The sequence below is a fragment of the Kitasatospora phosalacinea genome, assembly GCF_030268885.1.
In the GTDB taxonomy this organism is placed as follows: domain Bacteria; phylum Actinomycetota; class Actinomycetes; order Streptomycetales; family Streptomycetaceae; genus Kitasatospora; species Kitasatospora phosalacinea_C.
Window position 1 is genome coordinate 36,575 of sequence record NZ_BSSA01000008.1, and the last position, 23,657, is coordinate 60,231.

The window sequence follows — 23,657 nt, forward strand, 5'->3', positions numbered from 1 at the left end:
GGGTCAAGGGGCGCCGCGCGCTTCACGTCAACGACATTGGGAGGAGAGCGAGTTGGACGGAACGGTGCAGGTGCGCACGGGGCGGCCGGCGGACGCGGCCGGGCTGGTGCGGCTGGCCGGGCAGGTGGAGCACTGGTTCGGGCCGATGGTCGGCGAGCCGGACTTCCACGCCGCCGTCGCCCGCCAACTGGACCGCGGCAGTGCCCTGGTGGCCGCCGACGGCCCCGCCGTGCTGGGCGGCCTGCTGGTCGGCCACCACCCGCCGGTGTGCCACCTGCACTGGCTGGTGGTGGACGCCGCGGCGCGCGGCCTGGGCCTCGGCCGGGCCCTGGTCGCCGAGGCGCTGTCCCGCTGCCCGGCGGAGGTCCGGACGGTCGAGGTGGTGACCTTCGGCGCGGACCACCCGGGCGCGGTGGTCGGCGGCGCCCGGGCCTTCTACGAGCGCCTGGGCTTCTCCCCCGCCGAGGCCGCCGCCCCGGGCCCGGAGGGCGGCTCGCGCCAGGTGTACCGGCGTGCGCTGTGACGGTGCGCGCCGTGCCGGTGCGACGCTTCCGACCGCCCGGAGGGGCACCGGGTCGGTCGCCGGATTGCCCGCCGGGCGGCCGGGTAGCCGGGAGGCCGGGACCGCACGCCCCGCAACCGAGGAGGCTCCGATGACCGCACGCCGCGACCCCGCGCCCGAGGACCCGGGCCGGGAGCGCCCGGACGCCGAGGGCGACCGCCGCTACGGGGACCGGGCCGCCGGAGTCCGGCCGACCCGCGAGCCCGCCCCGGAGGCCCGCGGCCCGCAGGAGGGCTACGACGCCACCGCCGACGCCGCCCGCCGCACCGGTGCGCCCGACGCGGACGACGCGGACGACGCGGACGGTCCGGGCGCGGCCGCGGGCCCGGACCCGGAACGGCGGTAAGCGCCGCCGCGCGGGCGTGCGGTCGCGCAGTTCAGCACCGCCGCGTCCGCCGGGAGCGCCGCCACCGCCTCCTCCCCGCCACCGCCCCCTCCCCGCCACCGGCTTCCGTTCCGGCGGCGCACCCGCTCTCCTTTCCGCCCGCCCGTCTCCCCGGCGGAAGGGGGAGGGCCGGTGTCGATCGCGGGCGTGGCGGTGGCGGCGGCGCAGGTCGCGACCGGGGGCGGCGTGGTCCGGTTCGGGGTGCGCCTGCAGCAGTCGACGCGCCGCCGGGGCGTGGAGTTCTCCGGCCTGCGGCTGCTCCGGCGGGCGCGGCTGACAGTGGTGCCGCCGGGGTCGGGCCCGGCCTGCCTGGGCGTCTTCCGCCTGGTGCCGTCGCCGTGGGAACGGCCGTTCGCCCTCCTGGCGCTGCTGCTGGTGCCGGCGGCGCCGGCGCCGCTCGTGGCCGGAGCCGTCGGCGGCCGCCGCGCGAAGCGCTGACCGCGACGGCCCGACGACCGTCCGGCAGCGGCCCGGTCACCGTCCGGCGGCCGCGCCGGAGCACAGGAGGGCGATCGCGTCGCCGATGAGGGCCTCGCCCTGGTCGGCCGTGATCCGCCGGGAGGCGACGAGCGTCGAGGCGCCCTGGACGGTCGCGGACAGCAGCAGGGTGAGCCGGGCGACGTCGGAGGCCGGGTAGGCGCCCGCCGCGACGCCCGCGTCCATGAGGCCGGACATGGTGGCGAACAGGCGTTCCGCGGCGCTGCGGACCGCCTCCGGGGGTTCGTCGACCTTGGTCGCGAACATCAGGTCGAGCAGGGCGGGCTCCCGGACGGCGAACCCCAGGTAGGCCGAGGCGGCGGCGCGCAGGGTGCGCGCGTGGTCGTCCCGTTCGCGGACGGCGGCTCGGCGGATCTCCTCGTCGAGCCGGAGGAAGCCGCGCTCCGCGAGCGCGTCGAGCAGGGCGGCGCGGTCGGGGAAGTGGCTGCGCGGGGCCCCGTGGCTGACGCCCGCCTCGCGGGCCAGCTCGCGCAGGGACAGTGCGTCCAGGCCGCGTTCGCGGAGCACCGCCTCCGCCCGTTCGAGCAGGGCGGCGCGGAGGTTGCCGTGGTGGAAGGGCCGCTGGGACATGCGCGCCATCCTATCCGGAAGTAGTCATTGACTAGTTTCTAGACACTGCCTAGTCTCGGGGCCGGACGCCGACGCGCCGACGCGGCGCACCGAGGGGAAGAGGCCCGGAGATGACGCACCCGAACACCGCACTGTGGCTGCCGAAGCCGGGCGCGCCCTTCGAGGTGGGGCCCGCGCCCTACACCCCGCCCGCGGCGGGCGAGGTGGTCGTCCGGGTGCGGGCGGTCGCCGTGAACCCGATCGACGGCCTGCCCGGCTTCCTCTACCGGCTGGCCCTGCCCTGGCTGGCCTTCCCCGCCGTCGTGGGCTCGGACGTCGCGGGCGAGGTCGTCGAGACCGGCCCCGGGGTGACCCGGCTGCGCCCGGGGGACCGCGTCCTCGGGCACGCGTTCGGGGTCGACGCGTCCCGCAACCGGCCGGCCGAGAGCGCCTTCCAGCACTACGCCGTCCTGCTGGAGCACATGACCTCCCCCGTGCCCGGGTCACTGCCCCTGCCGCAGGCCGCCGTGCTGCCGCTGGCCCTGTCGACCGCCGCGACCGGCCTGTTCCAGCCGGACCACCTCGGTCTCGCGCTGCCCGGGGCCGGGCCCGCCGAGCGCGGGGAGACGGTGCTCGTCTGGGGCGCCTCGACCAGCGTCGGGACCAACGCGGTCCAGCTCGCCCGCAACGCGGGCTACCGGGTCCTGGCCACCTCGTCCCCGCACAACTTCGACCTCGTCCGTTCCCTGGGCGCGGCCCACGCCGTCGACCGCAACAGCCCCACCGCCGTGGCGGAACTGCTCGACCTGATCGGCGACGGACCGCTCGCGGGCACCCTGGCGATCGGCGCCGGTTCGCTCCGCCGGACCGTCCCGGTCGCGGCCCGGGCCACGGGCAGCGGGCGGATCGCCTCGGCCCGGCCCGCGGTGCTCACCCGCGTCCCGGGGTGGCTGGCGCGGTGGCGCGGGGTGCGGGTGAGCAGCATCTGGGGCGGCACCCTGAAGGACAACGAGGTCGGACCGGCCGTCTACACCGGTTTCCTGCCCGCCGCGCTCGCCTCCGGCGCCTACCGCGCCGCACCGGACGCCCTCGTCGTCGGCCACGGCCTGGCCGCCGTCCCCGACGCCCTGCGGGAGTTGAGGAAGGGCGTCTCCGCGAGGAAACTGGTCGTCACCCTCTGAGCGCCCCGCCGCGCTCCCGCCCGCCCCGTCGCGCTCCCGCCCGCTGTCGGCGGCGGCTGGCAGGCTGGCCCGATGAGCGATGAACCCACCACCTCGCCGCAGAACTTCTCCCCCGCCTGGTCCGACGCCGCGGCCCGCACCGACCCGCCGCTGGTCGGCGACGAGCGCGAGGTCCTGCTGGCGTACCTGGAGTTCCACCGCGAGACCTTCGCGCTGAAGTGCGCGGGCGTCCCGACCGGGCGGCTGTCGGAGTTCCTGGTGCCGCCGTCCGGGCTGACCCTGCACGGCCTGGTCCGGCACCTGGCCGGGGTCGAGCAGTGGTGGCTGCAGATCCAGTTCGCCGGGGACGAGTCCCGGCCGGTGCTGTACTACTCGGACGACGACCCGAACCAGGACTTCGAGCACCTCGACGGGGACTTCGACGAGGCCTTCGCCACCTGGCGCGCCCAGGTCGAGGTCTCCCGCCGGATCGTCGCCGACGCCCCCTCGCTGGACGCCACCGGCGTGCACAAGGCCACCGGGAAGCCGGTCTCGCTGCGCCGCATCCTGGTCCACCTGCTCGCCGAGTACGCCCGCCACAACGGGCACGCGGACCTGCTGCGCGAACGCATCGACGGCGCCACCGGCTACTGAACCGGCCGCCGGGCCGGGCACCGGACCGGCCGCTGCGCCCGGGAACTCCCGCTGCCGCCGGGGGTTCCCGGGCGTAGCCTTGAACGGGTGCCCCTCCTCGTCGGCCGCCGACGCCCGGGCCCGCAGCGCGCCACCGCGCGCCGCCGGCCCGCCCGTCCGCCCCGGCCGGCCCCGCCCCGTTCCCCCGTCGCCACCCCCGCGGACCCACCCCCATGACGCAGCAGCACCCCACCTCCCTCCCCGTCGTCGACCTCTCGCTCGCCGACGGCACCCCCGCCGACCGGGCCCGCCTGCACCGGGAGCTGCGCGCGGCCGCGACCGGGGTCGGCTTCTTCCAGCTCACCGGCCACGGCGTCACCCCCGCCGAGACCGCCGCCCTGACCTCCGCGATGCACGCCTTCTTCGCCCTCCCGGAGGCCGACCGGCTGGCCGTCAGCAACCTCAACTCGCCGCACTTCCGCGGCTACACCCGCACCGGCGACGAGCACACCGGCGGCCGCCGCGACTGGCGCGACCAGCTCGACATCGGCCCCGAGCTGCCCCCGCACGTCCCGGCGCCGGGCGAGCCCGCGTACTGGTGGCTGGAGGGCCCCAACCAGTGGCCGCCCGCCCTGCCCGAGCTGCGCCCCGCCGCCCTGCACTGGATCGACCGGCTCGACGGCGTCGCCCACCGCCTGCTGCACGAGCTGCTCGCCTCGATCGGCGCCCGCCCCGACTTCTACGACGACGCCTTCGCCCCGCACCCCCACCTGCACCTCAAGCTGGTCCGCTACCCCGGCACCGCCCCCGACGGCCCCCCGCAGGGCGTCGGCACCCACAAGGACTACGGCTTCATCACCCTGCTCCTGCAGGACACCGTCGGCGGCCTCCAGGTCGAACGCCCCGACGGCACCTTCCTCGACGTCCCCCCGCTGGAGGGCGCCTTCGTCGTCAACCTCGGCGAACTGCTGGAGGTCGCCACCGACGGCTACCTGCGGGCCACCTCCCACCGCGTGCTGTCCCCGCCCGGCGCCCGCGAGCGCTTCTCCGTCCCGTTCTTCTTCAACCCCCGCCTCGACGCCCACATCGCCCCCTTGGAGTTCCCGCACGCCCACCACGCCCCCGGCATCACCCAGGACCCTTCGAATCCCCTGCACGCCGAATTCGGCACGAACGAACTGAAGGGCTACTCCCGCGCCCACCCCGCAGTCACCAGGCGCCACCACCCCGAACTGCTCGGCCGGACGTCGTAGCGCCCGCGCCCCGACGGGTGCGACACTGCTGCTGTCACAGTGGGGTCGGGCTGGGGGTCGGTGTGGTGGACGGGCCGCGGTGGACGGTGGAGGAGCTGGCGGGGCGGGCCGGGGTGACGGTGCGGACGCTACGGTTCTACGGGGCGAAGGGGCTGCTGCCGCCGCCGGAGCTGGGAGCCCGGCGGGTGGGGTGGTACGGGGCCGAGCACCTGGGGCGGCTGGAGCTGATCGAGGAGTTGCAGCGGCAGGGGCTGACGCTGGCCGCGATCGAGCGGTACCTGGCGCAACTGCCGCAGGACGTAGGGGAGTTGGACCTGGCGATCCACCGGGCGCTGGTGGCGTCCTGGACGCCGGAGTCGGCCGAGGAGGCGAGCCGGGAGCAGGTGGAGCGGCGGGCCGGGCGGGCGCTGTCGGACGCGGACCTGGACTCGCTGACGGCGATGGGCGCGCTGCACCGCACGGACGACCCCGGGGTGTTCAAGGTCGACCCGGGCCTGCTGCCGCTGGGGGTGCGGGTGCTGGACGTGCCGATCCCGCTGGAGACGCTGCTGGCGGCGCGGGCGGTGGTGCGGCTGCACAGCCGGGCGACGGCGCACGACCTGCACCGGCTGTTCCGGGACACGGTGTGGCGCCCGTACCGGGAGAGCGGGCCGGAGCCCGCGGAGCTGGAGCGGATGCGGGAGTTGACGGACCGCATCCAGCCGATGGTGGTGCAGGCGCTGGTGACGGCGTTCCAGCGCTCGCTGGCGGAGGAACTGGCCCGCCCCCACCCGGAGGAGGGGGCGGGCCGGGCGGAGGGTCAGTAGCGGCCGCCGCTCTCGGCGAGGGCGACCAGGGAGGCGGGCGGGGTGAAGCGTTCGCCGTAGGCGGCGGCGAGTTCGCGGGCGCGGGCGGTGAAGCCGGCCGGGCCGCCGGGGTAGCCGTTGACGTACTGCAGGACGCCGCCGGTCCAGGCGGGGAAGCCGATGCCGAGGATGGAGCCGATGTTGGCGTCGGCGGCGGAGGTGAGGACGCCCTCGTCGAGGCAGCGGATCGAGTCGATCGCCTCGGCGAACAGCATCCGCTCCTTCATGTCCTCGAACGGGATCTCCGCGCCCTCGCGCGCGAAGTGCTCGCGCAGGCCGGGCCAGAGGCGGGTGCGGCGCCCGTCGACGTACTCGTAGAAGCCCGCGCCGCCGCTGCGGCCGGGGCGGTCGAACTCGTCGAGCATCCGGTCCATGACGGCCTCGCCGGGGTGGGCGGTCCAGGTGCCGCCGGACTCCTCGACGGCGCGCCGGGTCTCGTCGCGGATCCTGCGCGGCAGGGTGAGGGTGAGCTCGTCCAGCAGCGCGAGGACCTTGGCGGGGTAGCCGGCCTGGGCGGCGGCCTGCTCGACGGAGGACGGGTCGAGGCCCTCGCCGACCATCGCGACGCCCTCGTTGAGGAACTGGCCGATCACCCGGGAGGTGAAGAAGCCGCGGGAGTCGTTGACCACGATCGGGGTCTTGCGGATCTGCCGGACCAGGTCGAAGGCCCGGGCCAGGGCCTCGTCGCCGGTGCGCGGGCCGCGGACGATCTCGACCAGCGGCATCTTGTCGACGGGCGAGAAGAAGTGCAGGCCGACGAAGTCGGCGGCCCGCTCGACGCCCTCGGCGAGCAGGCCGATCGGCAGGGTGGAGGTGTTGGAGCACAGCAGCGCGTCGGGCGCGACCACGTGCTGGACCTCCTGGAAGACCTTGTGCTTGAGCTCGGGGTTCTCGAAGACCGCCTCGATGACGGTGTCGCAGCCCGCCAGGTCGGCGGCGTCCGCGGTCGGGGTGATCCGGTCCAGGAACGCGGCGCGCTCCTCCCCGGTCATCCGGCCGCGCGCCACCTGCTTGTCCAGCAGGCCCGCGCTGTAGGCCTTCCCGCGTTCGGCGGCCTCCCGGGTGACGTCCTTGAGCAGGACCTCCAGGCCCGCCTTGGCGCAGGAGTACGCGATGCCCGCGCCCATCATGCCCGCGCCCAGCACGGCGACCTTCGCGGCCTTCCGCTCCGGCGCCGAACTCGGCCGTGATGCACCGGAGTTGACGGCCTGCATGTCGAAGAAGAAGGCCCGGATCATGTTCTTGGAGGTGGGCCCGCAGGCGAGTTCGGTGAAGTACCGGGCCTCGATCGCGAACGCGGTGTCCACGTCGACCTGGCTGCTCTCCACGGCCGCGGCCAGGATGTTGCGCGGCGCCGGGTAGGGCGCGCCGTTCAGCTGCTTGCGCAGGTTGGCGGGGAAGGCGGGCAGGTTGGCGGCGAACGCCGGGGTGCTGGGCGTCCCGCCGGGGATCTTGTAGCCCTTGGCGTCCCAGGGCTGCAGGCTGGTCGGGTGGGCGGCGATGAAGGAGCGCGCCTTGGCGTCCATCTCCTCGGCGGTGGCGGCGAGTTCGTGCACCAGGCCGTGCTCCAGGGCCTGCGCCGGGCGGTACTGCTGCCCCTGCAGCAACACCTTGAGCAGGGCGTCGGCGATGCCGAGCATCCGCACGGTGCGCACCACTCCGCCGCCGCCGGGCAGCAGGCCGAGGGTGACCTCGGGCAGGCCGATCCTGCTGCCGGGGGCGTCCAAGGCGATCCGGTGGTGGCAGGCGAGGGCGATCTCCAGGCCGCCGCCGAGGGCCGCGCCGTTGATCGCGGCGACCACCGGCTTGCCGAGCGTCTCCAGCCGGCGCAGCGCCCGCTTGATCCGCATCGAGTCGGTGAACACCCGCTCGGCGTCCTCGGGCCCGGCGGCGGAGAGCAGTTTGAGGTCGCCGCCCGCGAAGAAGGTCTTCTTCGCCGAGGTGACGACGACGCCGGTCAGCTCCTCGGTGGCGGCCAGCCGTTCGACCACCCCTTCGAGGGCGTCGGTGAACGCGGCGTTCATGGTGTTGGCGGACTGGGCGGGGTCGTCGAGGACGAGGGTGACCACGCCGTCCTGGTCCTGCTCCCAGCGGATGGGGCTGCTCACGTCGGTCATGTCTGTGAAGTCCTTGGGTGTGTACGTGAGGTGGCGGGTGGTCAGGCGGTGACGCGCTCGACGACGGTGGCGATGCCCATGCCGCCGCCGACGCACAGGGTGGCCAGGCCGTAGCGCAGGTCGCGGCGCTCCAGCTCGTCGACCAGGGTGCCGATCAGCATCGCGCCGGTCGCGCCGAGCGGGTGGCCGAGCGCGATGGCGCCGCCGTTGACGTTCACCTGCTCGTGTCGGAAGCCGAGTTCGCGCATGAAGCGCAGCGCGACCGCGGCGAACGCCTCGTTGATCTCGACCAGGTCGATGTCGGCGGCGCTCAGCCCGGCCTTGGCGAGCGCCTTGCGGGTGGCGGGGGCGGGGCCGGTGAGCATGATGGTCGGCTCGGAGCCGGAGACCGCCGCGGAGACGATCCGGGCCCGCGGGGTGAGGCCGTAGCGCTCGCCGATCGCGCGCGAGCCGATCGCGACCAGGGCCGCACCGTCCACGATGCCGGAGGAGTTGCCCGCGTGGTGGACGTGGTCGATGGACTCCACCCAGTGGTACTTCTGCAGCGCGACGGCGTCGAAGCCGCCGAGCTCGCCGATGTCCGCGAAGGAGGGCTTGAGCCCGGCCAGCGACTCGACGGTGGTGCCGGGGCGGATGAACTCGTCGCGGCCCAGCACCACCAGCCCGTTGCGGTCGCGCACCGGCACCACCGAGCGGTCGAACAGCCCGTCGGCCTGCGCCTTGGCGGCGCGGGCCTGCGACTCGGCGGCGAACGCGTCCACGTCGGTGCGGGTGAAGCCCTCGACGGTGGCGATCAGGTCGGCGCCGATGCCCTGCGGCACGAACCCGGTCTCGTACGCGGTCATCGGGTCGGCGAACCAGGCGCCGCCGTCGGAGCCCATCTTCACCCGGGACATCGACTCGACGCCGCCCGCCAGGATCAGGTCCTCCCAGCCCGAACGGACCTTGGCCGCGGCCAGGTTGACCGCCTCCAGGCCGGACGCGCAGAAGCGGTTCTCCTGCACGCCCGCGACGGTGTCGGGCAGCCCGGCGGCGATCGCCGCGACCCGGGCGATGTCGGAGCCCTGGTCACCGACCGGGCTGACCACGCCGAGCACGATGTCGTCGATCGCGGCCGGGTCCAACGACGGGAACCGGCGGCGCAGTTCGTGGATCAGACCGACCACCAGGTCGATCGGCTTGGTGCCGTGCAGGGAGCCGGTCTGCTTGCCGCGTCCGCGCGGGGTGCGGATCGCGTCGTAGACGTACGCTTCGGTGGTCACGGTGTGAATAGCCTCTCGGACGGTTTTCAGGCGAGCAGGGAGCGGCCGACGATCTCTTTCATGATCTCCGTGGTGCCGCCGTAGATGGTCTGGACGCGCCCGTCGGTGAACGCCCGGGCGACCGCGCTGTCACTCATGTAGCCGGATCCGCCGTGCAGTTGCAGACAGCGGTCGGCGGTGCGCTTCTGCAGCTCGGTGGCCCACCACTTGGCCATCGAGGCGTCCACCGGGGTCAGCGCGTACCGGTTGTGCTCGCTCACGCAGCGGTCCACGAAGGCGCGGGTGACGGCGCACTCGGTGGCCAGCTCGGCGATCTCGAACCGGACGTGCTGCAGCGTGGCCAGCGGGCGGCCGAACGCGGTGCGCTGCTTGACGTACTCGACGGTCTCCGCGAGGACGCACTCGGCGGCGGCGATCGCGGCGACCGCGATGGTCAGCCGCTCCTGGGCCAGGTTGCGCATCAGGTACAGGAAGCCCTGGTGCTCCTCGCCGAGCAGGTTGGCCTTCGGCACCCGCACGTCGTGGAAGAACAGCTCGGCGGTGTCCTGGGCCTTCTGGCCGATCTTGTCGAGGTTGCGGCCGCGCTCGAAGCCCGGCGTGCCGCGCTCCACCACCAGCAGGCTCAGGCCGTGCGCGCCGCCCTCGGCGGTGGTCCTCGCGACCACCACGACCAGGTCGGCCAGGATGCCGTTGGAGATGAAGGTCTTGGTGCCGTTCAGCAGGTAGTGGTCGCCCGCGTCGACCGCGGTGGTGCGGATCGCCTGCAGGTCGGAGCCGGTCTCCGGCTCGGTCATCGCGATCGCGGTGACCAGCTCGCCCGAGCAGAACCCCGGCAGCCAGCGCTGCTTCTGCTCCTCGGTGGCCAGACCGGTCAGGTACGGGCCGATGACGTCGTTGTGCAGGCCGACGGCCAGGCCGCTGGCCCCGGCCCGGACGAACTCCTCCGCCAGCACCGCGGCGAACCGGAAGTCGGCGCTGCCGCCGCCCCCGTACCGCTCCTCCACCGCCAGGCCGAGCAGCCCGGCCCTCCCGGCGGCCAGCCAGGCGGAGCGGTCGACGACGCCCTGCTGCTCCCAGCGGGCGTGGTGCGGGGTGACCTCCCGGGCGAGGAAGGCCCGGACGGTGGCGCGGAAGTCCTCGTGCTCCTCGGTGTAGAGCTCGCGCTGCACGGGCTGGTCCCTTCCGTCAGGAGGCTTGCGGGGCGAGGGGGTTCAGGCCGGGGACGGCCCAGTCGCGGGCCACCTCCGCGGTGTGCTCGCCGGGTCGGGCGGGCGGGGTGCGCAGCGCGCCGGGGGTGGCGGAGAAGCGCGGGGCGGTGCCGGGCTGGCGGGTGCCGCCGTGCTCGGTGTAGCTGCCGCGGGCGGCCAGGTGCGGGTGCGCGGCCGCCTCGCCGAGCGTCAGGACGGGGGCCACGCAGGCGTCGTGGTCGGCGAACAGCTCCGTCCACTCGGCCTGGGTGCGGGTCGCGAAGCGGGCCGCGAGGGCGGCCCGCAGCTCGGGCCAGCGCGGCAGGTCGTACTGCTCGGGGACGTCCGGGCCGAGTTCCAGCAGCCGGGCGAACTCGGCGTAGAAGCGCGGCTCCAGCGGGCCGACCGCCATCCAGCGGCCGTCGGAGGTCGCGTACGTCCCGTACCAGGGGGCGCCGCCGTCCAGCAGGTTGACGCCGCGGCGGTCCTGCCAGAGCCCCGCGTCGATCAGGCCCCACAGCATGGTGGACAGGTGCGCGGCACCGTCCACGATCGCGGCGTCGACGACCTGGCCGGTGCCGGTGGCGCGGGCGTGGTGCAGCGCGGCGAGCAGGCCGACCACCAGGTACAGCGAGCCGCCCGCGTAGTCGCCGAGCAGGTTCGCCGGGACGGCCGGGGGCCCGTCGGGCGCGCCGATCAGCCCGAGCAGGCCGGAGGTCGCCAGGTAGGTGACGTCGTGCCCGGCCCGGCGGGCCAGCGGCCCGTCCTGCCCCCAGCCGGTCATCCGGCCGTACACCAGCGCCGGGTTGCGGGCCAGGCAGGCGTCCGGCCCGATGCCGAGCCGCTCGGCGACCCCGGGCCGCCAGCCCTCGACCAGCAGGTCCGCCCGGGCGGCGAGGTCGAGCACCGCGGCGACGCCCTCCGGCGCCTTCAGGTCGACCAGCACCGACCGCTTGTTGCGGTTGGTAAGGTCGCGCGCCGGGTCCGGACCGAGCCCCTGCCCGCCGGGCCGGTCGACCCGCACCACGTCCGCCCCGAGGTCCGCCAGCAGCATGGCGGCGAACGGCCCGGGCCCGATGCCCGCGAGCTCCAGCACCCGCACCCCGGCCAGCGGGCCGGACGGGGGCGGTGCGGAGGGCGCTGCGGGGGGTGTTGCGGGGGTCATCGTCGACCGCCTCCCAGGTTTGACAGTGGAGCTGTCACAGTGGCGATGATAGGGACGTGACCCGTCGGTAACAAGAGCCCGGCACGCCCCGCGCGGGCTGCGGGAGCGGGGCGGCCGGATGCGCGATCATGGGGGGAGCGGTCGAGCGGGAGGTGGCGTGGGCATGGACGTGCTGGACGACCCGGTGGGCGCCTCGCTGGGCGGGGCGCACGCGCACCTGGCCCGGCGCTGCGGGCGGGCGGTGCGGTACGACCCGGAGGTGGCGAGCTTCAGCAGCGTCGGCCTCGCGCCGGGGCCCGGGGCCTGGGACGACCTGGCGGCGCTGCTGGGATCGGGCGAGTTCGCGGACCTGTTCAGCTGCCCGGCGCTGCCGCCCGCCCGCTGGAAGGCCGAATTCGCCCTGGAGGGGCACCAGTTGGTGCAGGAGCGACAGGTCCGTCCGGCCGCCCCCGCCGGGCTGCGGGTGGTCGAGCTGGGGGCGGCGGACGTGCCCGAGATGCTGGCGCTGGTGGCCCGCACCCGGCCCGGCCCGTTCCGGCCGCGCACCCGCGAACTGGGCACCTACCTGGGCGTCCGCGAGGGCGGGCCCGACGGCGGGGACGGCGGGGGCGCACTGCTCGCGATGGCGGGCGAGCGCCTGCACCCGCCGGGCTTCACCGAGGTCTCCGCGGTCTGCACCGCCCCCGAGGCCCGCGGCCGCGGCCTGGCCGCCCACCTGGTCGGCGAGCTCGCCGCCCGGATCACCGCCCGCGGCGAACGCCCCTTCCTGCACGTGGCGGCCGCCAACACCGGCGCGCTCGCGCTGTACGAGCGGCTGGGCTTCGTCCGCCGCGCCGACGTGGTCTTCCGCGGCTTCCGCACCCCCTGAACGCCCCGCCCGGACGCCCGCCCGAGCGCCCGCTGACCGGAGGCCACACCCGTCCGTCCCCGGTGTTGTGGCCTTCCGACCTGGGCCGCGGCCGGGCCCGGCGGCGATCATGGGGGCACCCCGCCGTCCACCACCAGGAGCCGCCCCGTGCCCGCCGCAGCCCACGACGACGTCGAGCACCTGGACGTGCTGGTGGTCGGCGCCGGGATCTCCGGCATCGGCGCGGGCCGCCACCTCGCGGTGGAGCACCCCGGCCGGAGCTTCGCGGTCCTGGAGGCCCGGGACGGCTGCGGCGGCACCTGGGACCTGTTCCGCTACCCGGGCGTCCGCTCCGACTCCGACCTGTACACCTTCGGCTACGCGTCCAGGCCGTGGCGCCGGGAGGAGTCGATCGCCCGCGGCCCGCAGATCCTCGCCTACCTGCGCGAGACCGTCCGGGAGCACGGGCTGGAGCGGCACATCCGCTACCGGCAGCGGGTGGTCGGCGCGTCCTGGTCGACCGCGCAGGCCCGCTGGACGGTCGAGGTCGAGCACACCGGCACCGGCGAGCGCACTGCCCTGACCTGCGGCTGGCTGTTCTGCGCGGCCGGGTACTTCCGCCACGACCGCGGCCACACCCCGCCGCTGCCCGGCCTGGAGCGCTTCGCCGGCCCCGTCGTCCACCCCCAGCACTGGCCCGCCGACCTCGACCACGCCGGGCGCCGGGTGCTGGTCGTGGGCAGCGGCGCCACCGCCGTGACGCTGGTGCCCGCGCTCGCCGAACGGGCCGCGCACGTGACGATGCTGCAGCGCACCCCGACGTACGTGATGCCGGTGTCGCGCCGCGACCGCACCGCCGTCCTGCTGCGCCGCCTGCTCGGCGACCGGCGCGGCCATGCGCTGGTCCGCCGCCGCAACATCGCCCGGCAGCAGGCCGTCTGGGCGTTCTGCCGCCGCCACCCGCGGGCGGCCCGGCGGATCGTCCGCTGGGTCAACGCCCGCCTCCTGCCGCCCGGTTACCCCGTGGACGTGCACTTCCGGCCGCCGTACGACCCGTGGGACCAGCGGCTGTGCGCGGTGCCCGACGGCGACCTGTTCACCGCGATCCGCGACGGCCGGGCCACGGTGGTCACCGACCGGATCGAGCGCTTCACCGAGCACGGCGTCCGGCTGGCCTCCGGGCGGGAGCTCGCCGCGGACGTCGTGGTCACCGCCACCGGACTGGAGGTGCAGGCCCTCGGCGGCATCCCGCTGCGGGTGGACGGGGTGCCGGTGCGGCCCGCCGAGACGGTCGCGTACAAGGGCGTGATGCTCTCCGGCGTCCCCAACCTGGTGTTCGCGCTCGGCTACCCGCACGCCTCCTGGACGCTCAAGGTCGACCTGCTCTGCACCCACTTCGGCCGCCTGCTCGCCCACATGGACCGGCACGGCCACCGGATCTGCCGCCCCGAGCCCGCCGACCCCGCGATGCCCGTCCGCCCGCTGCTCGACTTCGCCGCGGGCTACCTGCGCCGCGCCGCCCACCTGCTGCCCCGCCAGGGCGACCGGCCGCCTTGGCGCACCCCGTCCGGCTACCGCGAGGACGCCCGGCTGCTCGGCACCGGGCCCGTCACCGACCCCGAGCTGCACTTCGCGCCCTGAGGGCCCCGGGGCTCCGGGCCGTCGGCGCCTCCCGTTGACGCCCTCCCGGCCGCGGCGGAGGCTGGAGTGACCAGGCGCACCGGCCGCCCGTGCGCGGTGCGCACCCGGAGGTGAACCGCCATGCAGAACCACTGGGTCGTCGACCTGAGCTTCGACGAGGACGAGTCCCGCACCACCTGCACCGCCTCGCTCAGCGGCTTCAGCGCCCCCGGCGCCCGCGGCACCGGCACCGCCCGGCGCAACCCCGTCGACGACGCCGACACCGCGATCGGCGAGGAGCTCGCCGCCGCCCGCGCCTGCAACGACCTCGCCCGGCAGCTGATCGGCCACGCCGCGACCGGCATCGAGAGCCACACCCACACGCCCGCGCAGCTCTCCTTCTGAGCCCGCGGACGGGTGCGCGCCACCGGCGCGCCACCGACGCACCACCCCGGACCGGTGATCTTTTCCGACCGCCGAACCGGCGGGTAGAGTGCGGCGATCTGTCGTGCCCACGGGGGGCACCGCCGAAACGAACGTCCGGTGACCGCATGACCGTCTGGGCCCGCCCCGCCACCTGGTGGCGCTCCGCCATCGTCCTGTCCGCGTTCCTGGGGATCTTCCTCAGCAACAGCTCGCTGGTGTACTTCACCATCCAGAGCAACGTGATCGTGCTCGGCTACTTCCTGGCCGCGATCTACTGGACGGCCCGGCGCGACACCGCCGACGCCCCGGCCCCCCGCCTGCGCGGCGCCGCCGTCCTGTACATCACCATCACCGGCATCGTCGCGCACGTCCTGCTCAACCACGGCGAGAACCCGCTGCCCGGCCTGGTCTCCGGCCCCGACCGCCTCCAGCACTGGTCGAGCTTCTTCCTGCACTACACCACCCCGCTGCTGGTCCTGGTCGAGTGGCTGCTGTGCTCCCCCCGCAACGCCTCCCGCTGGCGCGACCTGCCGCTGTGGCTCTCCTACCCCCTCGGCTACGCCGTGCTCACCGAGACCCGGGCGATCCTCTTCCCCGACTTCCCCGTCCGCTACCCCTACTTCTTCCTCGACCCCACCGAGAAGGGCTACGCCTGGGTCGGCCTCCAGATGGTCGAACTCGTCGCCGAGTTCGCCGTCCTCGGCGCCCTGGTCATCGGTCTCGACCGCCTGGGCACCAGGCTCCGCCGCGCACCGGCTGCAAAGGCCGCCGAGGCCGCCGAGGCCGCCGAGGTCTGACGGGGCGCCGCCGCGGCGATCCGCGAACGGGTCGGGAGCCGATCCCGGCCGCCGCGCAGGAACGCGCCCGCGCGGTGTTCGACGAGGTGTTTGCCGGGGAGAGCGGACCGCCCGCCGCAAGCTGAGCCACGAGGGCACCCCGCTCCTCGGCTCCGAGGGCCCCTCCCGGTTGCCGGCCGACCGCGAGCCCGTGGTGGCCGAGCTCGCCCTCCGACAGCAGCGGCCGGTGGTGGTGCTGACCTCGGACGTCGACGACCTCACCGAACTCTGCGGCGGCCGCGTCCGGCTGGTCCCCGTGTAGTTCGCGGCGCGGTCAGCGCGTGGAGCCCATCCGGCGGGAGACGCGGGCCGCGGTGGCGGCGACGACCGGGCCGAGTTCGCGGGCGCGGGCGGCGGTGATGCGGGAGGTGAGGGCCGAGGTGGAGATGGCGCCGATGACGGTGTTGTTGTGGTCGAAGACGGGGGCGGCGATGCAGCGGACCTCGGGTTCGTTCTCGCGGTCGTCGACGGCGTAGCCGCGGGTGCGGATGCGGGTGAGGTCGGCGCGCAGGGCGGCGGCGGAGGTGAGGGTGCGGGTGGTGATGGCGGGCAGGCCGTCGGCGACCACGGCGGCGAAGGCGTCGTCGGGGAGCCAGGCGAGCATGGCCTTGCCGACGGCGGTGCAGTACATGGGGGCGCGGCTGCCGATCCGGGAGGCCATCCGGACGGCGGTCTCGTTCTCGACCTTGTCGACGTAGACCACGTACGGGGTGTCGGGGACGCACAGGTGCACGGTACCGCCGACCTCGCGCATCAGCTGGTGGGCCTCCTCGGAGGCGGCGGTGCGCAGGTCGAGGGTGGCCAGGTAGGCCTGGCCGAGCTGGAGGGCGCCGGGGCCGAGCCGGAAGTGGCCGGTGTCGCGGTCGCGGGCGAGGAGCTGGGCGTCGACCAGCGGGGCGGCCAGCCGCAGCACGGTGGACTTGGACATCTCCAGGCCGTCGGCGAGCGCGGTGAGGCTGAGGTCGGTGCCGGCCGCCGCGTGGTCCCGGACGTGTTCGAGCACGGCGAGGGCGCGGCGCAGCGACGCGGACTGGTTGCGTTCCGGTCGGCCCTCGGCGGGTCGGCTCTCGGCGGCGGTGCTGGTCATGGGGTGTGACGCTACGGCGCGGGCGGGCGGCGTGCCAGATCCGCAGCACATCGTTTTGCAGTGCAGAACTTTCCGGGTCTGCTCTTGTCGCCGCGCCCGGTGAGTTTCTAACGTCCCGCTCACACCGATCCCCCACTGCATGTCCCGGTTCGTCCCGGGGTACGCAGGTGCGTCCCGCTGCGGCGAGGAGATGACGTTGAGCATGAAGAAGCTGGCCCGTGGTGCCGCCCTTGCCGTGCTGGCCGGCACCGTGGCCACGGCCTGTGCGCCGGGCACCGCGAAGACCGCGTCGTCCGAGGACAAGCAGACCGGCACCGTGAAGGTGTGGCTGTACGACGAGGCGAACCGGGCGCCGAAGGAGCAGGTGGTGGCGCAGGCCGTCGCCGACTTCAAGGCGAAGCACGCGGGCGTCGAGGTCGAGGTGTCGTACATCCCGACCGACGCCGGTCCGCGCGCCGAGAAGATGAAGGGCGCGTTCAACGACCCGTCCTCGGCGCCGGACGTGGTGGAGTTCGGCAACACCGACCTGTTCGGCTACACCGCCTCGGGCGGCCTGGCCGACATCACCTCCGACCTGGCGGGCTGGGAGGAGGGCAAGGACCTGCCCCAGGACCTGAGGGACACCGCGGTGGTGGACGGCAAGACGTACGGCCTGCCGTGGTGGCTGGGCGTGCGGGCGCTGTACTACCGCACCGACGTGTTCACCGAGCTGGGCCTGCAGGCGCCGACCACGTACGAGGAGCTGAAGTCGGCGGCGGAGAAGGTCCGGGCCGCGCACGGCGACCTGCTGGGCATCGCGGTCGGCGGCAAGTACACCTTCGGCGCGCTGCCGTTCGTGTGGGCCAACGGCGGCGACCTGGCGACGCGGAGCGGCTCGGCGTACACCTCGGCGATCGACTCGGCGCAGTCGCAGGCGGGCGTGAAGGCGTACACCGACCTGTTCACGGACGCGATCTGCCCGGCGCAGCAGTGCGCCGACCTGACCGGCGGCAAGACCGTGGAGGCGTTCGCGGCGGGCAAGGCCGGCATGGCGATCCTGCCGAACTCCTCGCGCAGCGCGGTGGAGGCGGGCGCGGCGAAGGGCAAGTACGCGATCGTGCCGCTGCCGGGCACCGCGGCCGGGGCGATCGCCCCGGCGTTCTCCGGCGGCAACGACCTGGGCGTGATGAAGTCGACCCAGCACCGCAGCCTGGCGGTCGACTTCATGAAGGAACTGGCCTCCAAGAAGAACCAGCTGGCGCTGTTCGACGCGATGGGCAACCTGCCGACGCTGTCCTCGGCGCGGGCCGAGGTGGTGCAGAAGCAGCCGTGGCTGAAGCCGTTCACCGACACCATCGCTGCGGGCACCAAGTTCGTCCCGAAGGACGCGGCCTGGGCGAAGATCGACGCCCAGAACGTGGTGCCGACGATGCTGCAGAAGGTCATCACCGGCAAGTCCGACGTGGCCGGTGCCACCAAGGAGGCCGCGGCCGCGATGAACTCCTCGTTCAGCGGCAAGTAGCCACCGGCCCGTAGAGAAGCGGAAGTTGTCGATGCCTGCCACGACCGTCACCGCCCCGGCGGACCGGGGGGACTCCCCGGCCCGCCCGGCGGGCGGCGCCCCCGCCCCGGGCCGCCGCCGCTCCGGGCCGCTGGCCCGGATCCCCGTCCCGCTGTGGCTGCTGCTGCCCGCCGCCCTGGTGCTGCTCCCGCTGTTCGGGTACCCGCTGTACCAGCTGGGCCTGCTGTCGGTGCTCAAGTTCGGGCAGCCGCAGGCCTCCGGCGGGGTGCCGACCGAGTTCGTCGGACTGTCCAACTACACCGACGTGCTGGGCGACGCCCAGTTCTGGTCGGTGCTGGGCCAGACCCTGGCGTTCGCCGCGTTCTGCGTGCTGGCCACCCTGGTGGTCGGCGCGACCTGCGCGGTGCTGCTGACCCGGGTCGGCAGGTGGCCGCGGCTGCTACTGATGTTCGGCGCGCTGGGCGCCTGGGCGGCGCCCGCGATGACCGGCTCCACGGTGTGGATGTTCCTGCTGGACACCAACTCCGGCCTGGTCAACGAGGTCCTCGGTACCCAGGGCCACAACTGGATGTACGACAAGTGGTCGGCGTTCGCGATGGTCGCCGTGGTCGTGGTCTGGCACAGCTTCCCGTTCGTGATGATCACCCTGTACGCCGGCATCCAGGCGATCCCCGACTCCGTCCTGGAGGCGGCCCGGCTGGACGGCGCCGGGACGGTCACCGTCTTCCGGAAGATCATGCTGCCGATGCTGCGGCCGCTGCTGGTCATCGTGGTGATCCAGTCGATCATCTGGGACTTCAAGGTGTTCACCCAGATCTACGTGATGACCGGGGGCGGCGGCATCGCCGGCCAGAACCTGGTCCTCAACGTCTACGCCTACCAGAAGGCGTTCGTCGCCGAGAACTACAGCCTCGGTGCGGCGATCGGCGTCCTGATGACGCTGATCCTGCTGGCCGTCACCGCCGTCTACGTCCGCAGCCTGCGCCGCTCCGGGGAGGAACTGTGACCGGCAAGTCCTTCGCGGCCACGCGCCGCGACAACCGGGTGCTGCGCCAGGGCGCCAACACCGTCGCCGTGGTGCTGGCCCTGCTCACGGTGTTCCCGCTGTACTGGATGGTGCTGTCGGCGCTGAAGCCGAAGGGCGAGATCACCTCGGCGCACCCGCGGCCGTGGACGTTCGCGCCGACGCTGGAGAACTTCCGCAACGCGCTGGGGGTCTCCGGGTTCGGGCGGTACTTCCTGAACAGCCTGGCGGTGGCGGTGGTCGTGGTGGTGGTGTCGGCCGCGATCGCCTTCCTGGCGGCGGTGGCGCTGTCCCGGTTCAGGTTCCGGTTCCGGACCACGATCCTGGTCATGTTCCTGGTGGCGCAGATGGTGCCGGTGGAGGCGCTGACCATCCCGCTGTTCTTCCTGGTCCGGGACATCGGCACGGTCGCGCCGGGCTTCGGCCTGTCCTCGCTGGGCTCGCTGATGCTGGTGAACCTGGCGTTCTCGCTGCCGTTCGCGGTGTGGATGCTGCGCGGGTTCGTCGCCGCGGTGCCGGAGTCGCTGGAGGAGGCGGCCCGGATCGACGGGGCGAGCCGGTTCACCGTCCTGTGGCGGATCCTGTTCCCGCTGGTCGCCCCGGGACTGGCGGCGACCAGCGTGTTCTCCTTCATCACGGCGTGGAACGACTTCGTGTTCGCGAAGACGCTGATCCTGGACACCGACCACCAGACGCTGCCCGCCGCGCTGATGGTGTTCTTCAAGCCGGACGAGAACGACTGGGGCGGCATCATGGCCGCCTCGACCCTGATGACGGTGCCGGTGCTGGTCTTCTTCGTGCTGGTCCAGCGGCACATGGTGTCGGGTCTGGGCGGCGCGGTGAAGGACTGAGCACCGCCCGGGCGGCTCAGCCCTCCGGCCGGGCCGCCCAGGCGGCGAACGCCTCGTGGAAGCCGGGGAAGGTCTTGCGCACGCACCCCGGGTCGTCGAAGGTCGTGCCCGGGGTGCGCAGCCCGGCGACGGCGAAGGACATCACGATCCGGTGGTCGCCGCGGGTCTCGATCTCGACGGGCTCGGGGGTGCCGGGGCGGATCTCGATCCAGTCCCGGCCGGTGGCGACGTCGACGCCCTGGCGGCGCAGGTTCTCCGCGCAGGCGTCGAGCCGGTCGCACTCCTTGATCCGGGTGTTGTAGACGTCCTCGATCCGGATCGGGCCGGAGGCGAACGGGGCGATGGCGGCCAGCGTCGGCATGGTGTCGGAGATGTCGCGCATGTTGACGGTGCCGCCGGTGAGCGTGCCGCCGGTGACGGTGGTGGCGTCCGCCCCGACCTCGACCTTCGCGCCGAGGCGCTCCAGCACCTCGACGAACTTCAGGTCGCCCTGGAGCGCGCCGCGGCCCAGCCCGGGGACGGTCACCTCGCGGCCGGTCAGCGCGGCGGCCGCGAAGAAGTACGAGGCGGTGGAGGCGTCCGGCTCGACCGGGTACCGGGCGGCGGTGTAGCCGCCCGCCGGAACGTCGAACACGTTCCCCTCGCGGGCCACCTCGACGCCGAAGCTGCGCATCATCGCGAGGGTGATCTCGACGTACGGGGCGGAGACCAGGTCGGTGACGCGGATCCGCAGGCCGGTGCGGGTGAGCGGGCCGAGCAGCAGCAGCGCCGTCAGGTACTGCGAGGACAGCCCGGCGTCGAGCGTCACCTCCCCGCCCTCGACGCCCGCCGCCCGGACGCTCAGCGGGTGGTGGCCCTCGGCGCCGTGGTGCTCCAGCTCGACGCCGAGCTCGCGCAGCGCGGTGGTGAGCGGGCCCAGCGGGCGGCGGCGCATCTGCTCGGACGCGTCGAAGTGGAAGGTGCCGTGCCCGGCGGCGGCCAGCGTCGGCAGGAAGCGCGCGGTGGTGGCGCCGTCCCGGCAGAACACCGACGCCCCGTCGGCCCCGGGGCCCTGCGGACGCCCGGTGATCCGCCACTCCCGCTCCGCGCGCTCCACCTCGTACCCGAGCGCGAGCAGCCCCTCCGCGAACCCCTCGGTGTCGTCCGACACCAACGGCCGCACCAGCGTGGTCACCCCGTCCGCCGCCGCGGCCAGGAACAGCGCCCGCGCCGTCACCGACTTCGAACCGGGGATCTCGACCAGCGCCACGACGCACACTCCAACGGGACAACGACAACAGGACGCCCCCGATCCTGCCCTCCCCCCGCCCGCCCCGTCCCCCTCGTCCCACGGTACGGACACCGCGACGAGAGCGGGGGCGGGCGGGGGCGACGGCCGGCCCCGCCGGGTCAGCGGGGGTCGGTCGGGTGCAGGTCGTCCTCCTTCCACTCCAGCCAGCGGGTGATGCCGATCTCGCGGAGGAAGGGGAGGTCGTGGCTGGCGACGATCAGGGTGCCGCGGTAGCCGGCCAGGGCCTGGGTGAGTTGGCGGACGCTGGAGAGGTCGAGGTTGTTGGTGGGTTCGTCGAGCAGCAGGAGCTGCGGGGGCGGGTCGGCCAGCAGGAGGGCGGCGAGGGTGGCGCGGAAGCGTTCGCCGCCGGAGAGGGTGCCGGCCGGCTGGTCGGCGCGGGCGCCGCGGAACAGGAAGCGGGCCAGCCGGGCGCGGACCTCGTTGTCGGTGGCGGCGGGGGCGTGCGCCCTGACGTTCCGGAAGACCGTCTCCTCGTCGTCCAGGACGTCCAACTGCTGGGGGAGGTACCGCAGGGGCACCGGCGTGGTGACCGTGCCCTCGGCGGGGGCGAGTTCACCGGCGACGGTGCGCAGCAGCGTGGTCTTGCCGGAGCCGTTGCGCCCGGTGAGGGCGATCCGCTCGGGGCCGCGCAGCTCCAGGTCGACGCGGCCGCGGCCGCCGTGGGCGAGGCGGACGCCCTCCAGGGCGAGGACGGTGCGCCCGGCGGGGACGGCGGTGCGGGGCAGGTCGATCCGGATCTCGGCGTCGTCGCGGACGGCCTCCTCCGCGGTGGCCAGGCGCTCCTTGGCCTCGTTGAGGCGTTCGGTGTGCATGCCGCGCAGTCGGCCCGCGGTCTCCTCGCCCTTGCCCTGGAGCTTGTCGGCCAGCGCCTTGGGGTCGTTGCGGCGCACCGAGCGTTGCTTGCCGTAGGCGGCGGACTTGGCGAGCCGCTGGGTCGCCTCGACCAGATCCCGCTTCTGGCGCTTGACGTCGGCCTCGGCGTTGCGGACGACGCGTTCGGCGGCCTCCTGGGCGGTCTCCAGGGCCGCCTGGTAGGCGCTGAAGTTGCCGCCGTACCAGGTGACTTCGCCGTCCCGCAGGTCGGCGATCTGGTCGACCCGCTCCAGCAGCTCGCGGTCGTGGCTGACCAGCAGCAGCACGCCGGGGAAGGCGGCCACCGCGTCGTACAGCCGGGCCCGGGCCCGGCTGTCGAGGTTGTTGGTGGGTTCGTCGAGCAGCAGGACGTCGGGCCGGCGCAGCAGCAGGGCGGCGAGGTGCAGCAGGACGGCCTGGCCGCCGGAGAGTTCGCCGGTGGTGCGGTCGAGGTCGAGTCCGGTGAGGCCGAGGCGGTCGAGGGTGGCGCGGGCGCGCTCCTCGACGTCCCAGTCGTCGCCGACGACGGTGAAGTGGCGTTCGTCCACGTCTCCGGACTCGATGGCGTGCAGGGCCTCGCGCCGGGCCCGGATGCCGAGCGTCTCGTCGACCCGCTGCCCGGCGGCGACCGTCAGGTCCTGCGGCAGGTAGGCGAGTTCGCCCGCGACCCGGACGCTGCCCGCGGCGGGGGTGAGTTCGCCCGCGATCAGCCGCAGCAGCGTGGACTTGCCCGCGCCGTTGAGGCCGACCAGCCCGGTGCGGCCGGGGCCGACGGCGAGGTGGAAACCGCTCAGCACGGGGCGGCCGTCGGGCCACTCGAAGCCGAGGTCGGTGCAGAGGATCGAGGTGGTGGGTTGCGCCATGGGGGCCTCCTGGAGGTTGCCGCGCGGGGAAGGGGAGCACCACGGGAGACACCGGGGACGCGGGAGCGCACAGGACCGTCGCGGAGGAGCCGTCTCAGGAGGAGACGGAGAACCCGCACGGGAGCCGTGGATCGCTGCCCTGCCGAGGTCGCACTCGCGCCCGCACGCTCAACGGACCCGGAAAGGACACGGGTGTGGCGTGGCGCGGTGTCTCATGACCTCAGACGAGCAACGGCCTTCTCCAGACGTGCGGGGATGCAACGCCTCCGAGGGTACGCAGCCCCTCGCACCCCCCGCAACGGAATTAGGTCCCGACCCGGGCCGCGGCTCCCGGCACGCTGTCAGCGGCCCCTGACACACTCGGCGTCCGTGGACGAGGACGAGTTCTGGCAGCTGCTGGAGGAGTGCCGCCCGACCGGCGCGGACCCGGACGCGGAGCGCCTGGCCGCCGCGTTGGAGGAGCGCCTGGCGGCCGGTCCGGTCGCCGCGGTGGCCGGCTTCGCCGAGCGGCTGTCCGCCGCGCTGTACCGGCTGGACCGCCGCGAGCTGGGCGAAGGGCTGGGCGGCGACGCCTTCCTCTACGCCCGCGCGGCGGTGGTCGCCGACGGCCGGGCCGCGTACCGGGCGGTGCTGGCCGATCCGCGCCGCTTCGCGCCGTACGCCGAGGGGTTCGCCTGGGCCGAGCCGCTGCTGTACGTCCCGGACGGGGCGTACCGGCGGCTGACCGGCGGGGAGTGGCCGCGCGCGACGGCGCACAGCTACGAGTCGTACTCCAACACCGAGGGCTGGGCCCGGTAGCGGCCGCCCGGCCGGGGCCCTCCGGGGCGCCGCCTAGAATCGTCC

General features: G+C 74.6%; 24 protein-coding genes. 16 read left to right on the forward strand and 8 right to left on the reverse strand.

Annotated elements, in window-relative coordinates; genetic code table 11:
* Positions 1-64 precede the first annotated feature (64 nt).
* The 3 genes from QSK52_RS13970 to QSK52_RS13980 all read left to right on the forward strand — a co-directional run bounded on the left by QSK52_RS13970 (position 65) and on the right by QSK52_RS13980 (position 1,385).
* A complete protein-coding gene (locus QSK52_RS13970) occupies positions 65-523 on the forward strand; it encodes a GNAT family N-acetyltransferase (protein WP_435053257.1) in 459 nt (152 codons plus the stop codon).
* A 130-nt stretch (positions 524-653) separates the two neighbouring features.
* Entirely contained in the window at positions 654-908 is a 255-nt protein-coding gene (locus tag QSK52_RS13975) for a hypothetical protein (protein ID WP_285736332.1), read from the forward strand.
* A gap of 171 nt (positions 909-1,079) precedes the next feature.
* Entirely contained in the window at positions 1,080-1,385 is a 306-nt protein-coding gene (locus tag QSK52_RS13980; protein WP_285736333.1) for a hypothetical protein, read from the forward strand.
* 36 nt (positions 1,386-1,421) lie between these two features.
* Here QSK52_RS13980 and QSK52_RS13985 read toward each other — a convergent pair whose 3' ends face one another.
* Entirely contained in the window at positions 1,422-2,015 is a 594-nt protein-coding gene (locus QSK52_RS13985; RefSeq protein WP_285736334.1) for a TetR/AcrR family transcriptional regulator, read from the reverse strand.
* 110 nt (positions 2,016-2,125) lie between these two features.
* Between QSK52_RS13985 and QSK52_RS13990 the strand changes: the two genes are divergently transcribed.
* The 4 genes from QSK52_RS13990 to QSK52_RS14005 all read left to right on the forward strand — a co-directional run bounded on the left by QSK52_RS13990 (position 2,126) and on the right by QSK52_RS14005 (position 5,846).
* The gene (locus QSK52_RS13990) at positions 2,126-3,175 is read left to right on the forward strand and encodes a zinc-binding alcohol dehydrogenase family protein (RefSeq protein WP_285736335.1); all 1,050 of its coding nucleotides are present in this window, start codon (positions 2,126-2,128) and stop codon (positions 3,173-3,175) included.
* A 72-nt stretch (positions 3,176-3,247) separates the two neighbouring features.
* Complete coding sequence (locus QSK52_RS13995) at positions 3,248-3,808, forward strand: DinB family protein (protein ID WP_285736336.1); 561 nt, start codon at positions 3,248-3,250, stop codon at positions 3,806-3,808.
* A 212-nt stretch (positions 3,809-4,020) separates the two neighbouring features.
* Entirely contained in the window at positions 4,021-5,040 is a 1,020-nt protein-coding gene (locus tag QSK52_RS14000; protein WP_285736337.1) for an isopenicillin N synthase family dioxygenase, read from the forward strand.
* A 65-nt stretch (positions 5,041-5,105) separates the two neighbouring features.
* Positions 5,106-5,846 carry a MerR family transcriptional regulator gene (locus QSK52_RS14005; protein WP_285736338.1) on the forward strand — a complete coding sequence of 247 codons (741 nt, stop codon included), beginning with the start codon at positions 5,106-5,108 and terminating at the stop codon, positions 5,844-5,846.
* Here the strand turns inward: QSK52_RS14005 and QSK52_RS14010 are convergent.
* Genes QSK52_RS14010 through QSK52_RS14025 form a run of 4 tightly spaced genes read right to left on the reverse strand, consistent with a single transcriptional unit; the run spans position 5,840 to position 11,616 of the window.
* Positions 5,840-8,002, reverse strand: a complete 2,163-nt coding sequence (locus tag QSK52_RS14010; protein ID WP_285736339.1) for a 3-hydroxyacyl-CoA dehydrogenase NAD-binding domain-containing protein — start codon at positions 8,000-8,002, stop codon at positions 5,840-5,842. The two genes, QSK52_RS14005 and QSK52_RS14010, sit on opposite strands and share 7 nt — an antisense overlap.
* A 41-nt stretch (positions 8,003-8,043) precedes the next feature.
* Positions 8,044-9,264 (reverse strand): acetyl-CoA C-acetyltransferase, encoded by a 1,221-nt coding sequence (locus QSK52_RS14015; protein WP_285736340.1) that lies wholly within the window; start codon positions 9,262-9,264, stop codon positions 8,044-8,046.
* 26 nt (positions 9,265-9,290) lie between these two features.
* Entirely contained in the window at positions 9,291-10,433 is a 1,143-nt protein-coding gene (locus QSK52_RS14020) for an acyl-CoA dehydrogenase family protein (protein ID WP_285736341.1), read from the reverse strand.
* A 16-nt stretch (positions 10,434-10,449) separates the two neighbouring features.
* Positions 10,450-11,616, reverse strand: a complete 1,167-nt coding sequence (locus QSK52_RS14025) for a CaiB/BaiF CoA transferase family protein (protein WP_285736342.1) — start codon at positions 11,614-11,616, stop codon at positions 10,450-10,452.
* Positions 11,617-11,779: 163 nt separating this feature from the next.
* On the opposite strand from QSK52_RS14025, the gene QSK52_RS14030 reads away from it, so the two are divergent.
* The 5 genes from QSK52_RS14030 to QSK52_RS14050 all read left to right on the forward strand — a co-directional run bounded on the left by QSK52_RS14030 (position 11,780) and on the right by QSK52_RS14050 (position 15,607).
* A complete protein-coding gene (locus QSK52_RS14030; protein ID WP_285736343.1) occupies positions 11,780-12,484 on the forward strand; it encodes a GNAT family N-acetyltransferase in 705 nt (234 codons plus the stop codon).
* 147 nt (positions 12,485-12,631) lie between these two features.
* Positions 12,632-14,104 carry a flavin-containing monooxygenase gene (locus tag QSK52_RS14035; RefSeq protein ID WP_285736344.1) on the forward strand — a complete coding sequence of 491 codons (1,473 nt, stop codon included), beginning with the start codon at positions 12,632-12,634 and terminating at the stop codon, positions 14,102-14,104.
* A gap of 120 nt (positions 14,105-14,224) precedes the next feature.
* Positions 14,225-14,488 (forward strand): DUF1876 domain-containing protein, encoded by a 264-nt coding sequence (locus tag QSK52_RS14040; RefSeq protein ID WP_285736345.1) that lies wholly within the window; start codon positions 14,225-14,227, stop codon positions 14,486-14,488.
* A 146-nt stretch (positions 14,489-14,634) separates the two neighbouring features.
* Complete coding sequence (locus tag QSK52_RS14045; protein WP_285736346.1) at positions 14,635-15,306, forward strand: Pr6Pr family membrane protein; 672 nt, start codon at positions 14,635-14,637, stop codon at positions 15,304-15,306.
* Positions 15,307-15,475: 169 nt separating this feature from the next.
* Positions 15,476-15,607, forward strand: coding sequence for a hypothetical protein (locus tag QSK52_RS14050; protein ID WP_285736347.1), 132 nt, complete (start codon positions 15,476-15,478; stop codon positions 15,605-15,607).
* Between the two features lie 12 nt (positions 15,608-15,619).
* Here QSK52_RS14050 and QSK52_RS14055 read toward each other — a convergent pair whose 3' ends face one another.
* Positions 15,620-16,432, reverse strand: coding sequence for an IclR family transcriptional regulator (locus QSK52_RS14055; protein ID WP_285736348.1), 813 nt, complete (start codon positions 16,430-16,432; stop codon positions 15,620-15,622).
* Positions 16,433-16,634: 202 nt separating this feature from the next.
* Here QSK52_RS14055 and QSK52_RS14060 point away from each other — a divergent pair, with 202 nt between their 5' ends.
* Genes QSK52_RS14060 through QSK52_RS14070 form a run of 3 tightly spaced genes read left to right on the forward strand, consistent with a single transcriptional unit; the run spans position 16,635 to position 19,808 of the window.
* Positions 16,635-17,933, forward strand: coding sequence for an extracellular solute-binding protein (locus QSK52_RS14060; protein WP_285736544.1), 1,299 nt, complete (start codon positions 16,635-16,637; stop codon positions 17,931-17,933).
* 31 nt (positions 17,934-17,964) lie between these two features.
* Positions 17,965-18,939, forward strand: coding sequence for a carbohydrate ABC transporter permease (locus tag QSK52_RS14065; protein WP_285736349.1), 975 nt, complete (start codon positions 17,965-17,967; stop codon positions 18,937-18,939).
* A complete protein-coding gene (locus tag QSK52_RS14070) occupies positions 18,936-19,808 on the forward strand; it encodes a carbohydrate ABC transporter permease (RefSeq protein ID WP_435053243.1) in 873 nt (290 codons plus the stop codon). Before QSK52_RS14065 ends, QSK52_RS14070 begins: the two co-directional genes overlap by 4 nt.
* A gap of 16 nt (positions 19,809-19,824) precedes the next feature.
* Here the strand turns inward: QSK52_RS14070 and aroA are convergent, their stop codons facing one another.
* Together aroA and QSK52_RS14080 are read right to left on the reverse strand one after the other, a co-directional pair.
* A complete protein-coding gene (aroA, locus tag QSK52_RS14075) occupies positions 19,825-21,057 on the reverse strand; it encodes a 3-phosphoshikimate 1-carboxyvinyltransferase (RefSeq protein WP_285736350.1) in 1,233 nt (410 codons plus the stop codon).
* A 140-nt stretch (positions 21,058-21,197) separates the two neighbouring features.
* A complete protein-coding gene (locus tag QSK52_RS14080) occupies positions 21,198-22,814 on the reverse strand; it encodes an ABC-F family ATP-binding cassette domain-containing protein (RefSeq protein ID WP_285736351.1) in 1,617 nt (538 codons plus the stop codon).
* A gap of 369 nt (positions 22,815-23,183) precedes the next feature.
* Here QSK52_RS14080 and QSK52_RS14085 point away from each other — a divergent pair, with 369 nt between their 5' ends.
* A complete protein-coding gene (locus QSK52_RS14085; protein WP_285736352.1) occupies positions 23,184-23,612 on the forward strand; it encodes a DUF4240 domain-containing protein in 429 nt (142 codons plus the stop codon).
* The last annotated feature ends 45 nt before the right edge of the window (positions 23,613-23,657 follow it).